The sequence below is a fragment of the Kitasatospora sp. NPDC059747 genome (genome assembly GCF_042732955.1).
Taxonomy (GTDB): Bacteria; Actinomycetota; Actinomycetes; order Streptomycetales; family Streptomycetaceae; genus Kitasatospora.
In genome coordinates this window covers 1-2,577 of the sequence record NZ_JBHWGV010000184.1, presented here as the reverse complement: position 1 = coordinate 2,577, position 2,577 = coordinate 1, and the positions used below count along the sequence as shown (strand labels likewise).

At 72.3% G+C, this 2,577-nt stretch carries 3 protein-coding genes; all 3 read left to right on the top strand.

The window, feature by feature from the left end:
• Window positions 1-341: 341 nt before the first annotated feature.
• The 3 genes from ACFV4G_RS41030 to ACFV4G_RS41020 all read left to right on the top strand — a co-directional run bounded on the left by ACFV4G_RS41030 (window position 342) and on the right by ACFV4G_RS41020 (window position 2,537).
• Complete coding sequence (locus ACFV4G_RS41030; protein ID WP_380448306.1) at window positions 342-995, top strand: hypothetical protein; 654 nt, start codon at window positions 342-344, stop codon at window positions 993-995.
• Between the two features lie 72 nt (window positions 996-1,067).
• Entirely contained in the window at window positions 1,068-1,808 is a 741-nt protein-coding gene (locus ACFV4G_RS41025; RefSeq protein WP_380448305.1) for a BTAD domain-containing putative transcriptional regulator, read from the top strand.
• 126 nt (window positions 1,809-1,934) lie between these two features.
• Window positions 1,935-2,537 (top strand): Uma2 family endonuclease, encoded by a 603-nt coding sequence (locus ACFV4G_RS41020; RefSeq protein ID WP_380448303.1) that lies wholly within the window; start codon window positions 1,935-1,937, stop codon window positions 2,535-2,537.
• The last annotated feature ends 40 nt before the right edge of the window (window positions 2,538-2,577 follow it).

Here is a 2,577-nt window from a genome sequence, read left to right as displayed (position 1 = left end):
CTGGCCGCTACGGGGGGTTGGGCCACCCCCCACTGGGTGGCACCCGGGCGATCGCGGGGGGCCGCGTGGGCTGGTTTTGCCCCCCCGGGGGGGGCGGGGGCCGGGGGGCGGGGGGCCCCGCGGCGAGGGCGGGGGCGGGCACCCGCCGAGAGGCGGGTGGGGGGTGGATGGTGGGGAACGGTGGTAGATGTGCTCAGCGGAGCAGATGGCGCGCGGGTGTTCACCCAGCGGCGGGCGAACCCACCGCGGGCGGCGGCGTTCCGGCGTCGTTTCCGGGCGTCACACCGCTGTGACGGGGGGCGGCGCAGGCTGGGCGCAGGTTCTTCGAGGAGGTGCGGACGATGAGCACTCGACGGATCCTGCGAACCGGGGTGACCACGGCGATGGCCGCGGTCATGGCCCTCGGCGGCGCCGCGCTGGGGGCGTCCTCGGCGCACGCCCAGGACTTCGGCCCGGACACCTGCCGCCAGGGCTTCGTCTGGCGCGACGCCAGGCCGGGGGACCACGTCTGCGTGACCCCGGACATCCGCTCCCAGGCGGCGTTCGACAACAGCCAGGTGCCCTTCCGGACCCTGCCGGACGGCTTCTGCGTCCAGGGCTTCGTCTGGCGCGAGGCCTGGGTCGGCGACACCGTTTGTGTGACGCCGCAGACGCGGTCGCAGACGCGGTTCGACAACGGCCAGGCCGACGACCGGCGGCTGGCGGTGCGGATCTGGGCCGACGACACCAACGGCCAACTGGAGTTCGGCGGTGACCACTTCAACGTCAACGGCGGGGTGCGGGTGCAGATCGTCCTGAACTCCACCGGCACCGTGCAGTGGTCGCAGACCGTGACGGCGGTCCGGAACGCCGGGTTCGCGGGCGGCAGCTTCGGCCTGTTCACCGGCCACCCGTTCAACTGCGGGACGAAGAACGCCACCGCGCGGGCGATCGACCTGACCTCGGGGCGGGTCACGGCCTCGATCCCGGTCGGGTACTGCGTCAACTTCGACTGAGGTCGACAGCCCACGGCGTGCGGCGCAGCATGGATGAGGAGGTCCATCCGTACGCGAAGAGATGGTGGTTCGATGGCCTGCGGCGATCGGGGCCCGCCGGTTCGGGGCGCGGGCGTGCGGCTCGGCCTGCTGGGCGGCTTCGCGCTGTCGGCCGGTGGGGCGCCGGTGGCCGTCTCCGCGGGGGCGGAGCGATTACTCGCCTTCGTCGCGCTGTGCTGCAACGGGAACGTGCCGCGAGGGCTGGTCGCCGGGACGCTGTGGCCGGACGCCACGGAGCGCTGCGCGCTCGCGAGCCTGCGCTCGGCGCTGTCCCGCCTGCCGGCGGCGGGCCGGTCGGCGCTGGAGATCGGCCCGACCGAGCTGAGGCTGGCCGACGGCGTCGGCGTGGACCTGCGCGACGCCCGGGCGCTGGCCCGCCGGATCCTCGCCCCCGGTTCGGCGCCGGGCCGGGACGGCCTCGGGCTGGCGGCCGTCGAGGACCTCTCGGCCGACCTGCTGCCGGGTTGGTACGAGGACTGGACGCTGCTGGAGGCGGACGGCTGGCGGCGCCTGCGGGTGCACGCCCTGGAGGCCCTGGCCTGCGCCTTCGTCGGGACCGGCCGCTTCCCGGAGGCGGTGGCCGCGGCTGGCGCCGCCGTCCGGGCGGACCCGCTGCGCGAGAGCAGCCAGGCGTGCCTGATCCGCGCCCACCTCGCCGAGGGTAACCCCGGCGACGCCCTGCAGGACGTCGAACGCTACGAACGCCGCCTGCGCACCGAACTCGGCCTCCCCGCCCCGTCCCGCCTGTGGCGCCTGGTCGCCGAGTCGGGGTAGCGGGGACGTCAACCCGATGCGGAGCAAACCGCTCCTTCGGAGGGAAGGTCCGTGTGGCAGTGGTATATCTGCCGATGGGCGGCCAGGCTACGGCCAATGAGTGTTGTTGCGCACTGTCATTGGCCGTTGCCCGACGATCCCTATGTCATGTGGTGTCGGGGCGAGCTGGCCGAGCACTTCCGCCTTCCTTATGACCTGCGGATCGAGGTGCTCGACGGAGTGCTCGCGGTGCTTCCCGCCTTGGACGATTCCGGTGTCGGGATTCTCCTCGATGTCGAACGCGCGGTGGAATCGGCCTGCTCGTGGCGAGTGCTTCGGCAAGTCAAAGTGGATCTGGCGGAGATTGAGAACGGATATATCCCGGACCTGGCCGTCGTAGGAAGAGAAGCCGGCGAGTGCCGTCAGATGCGGGAGACAGTGCGCTCAGGCGATCTTGAGCTGGCAGTCGAGGTGACATCGTCATTCAACGCGGAAAACAGCCGTAGGCCGTCGCTTGGCGGTTCGAAGCGCGCCACCAAGTGGAGCGGGTACGCGCGGACCGGGGTGCCGTACTACCTGTTGGTGGACCGTGACCCGCGCCAGCCCGGTGTCACGCTCTTCGGCGCGCCGGACAAGGCCGAGGGGGCGTACGAGGTGCTGGGGGAGTGGAAGTTCGGTGAATCGGTCCGGCTTCCGGAGCCGTTCGGCGTCGAGATCGGTACCGATGCGTGGAGGCCTTGGAGCGCGTAGATCCACGGTGAAACGTCGCTGCCCGGGCCCCGAAGGGGCC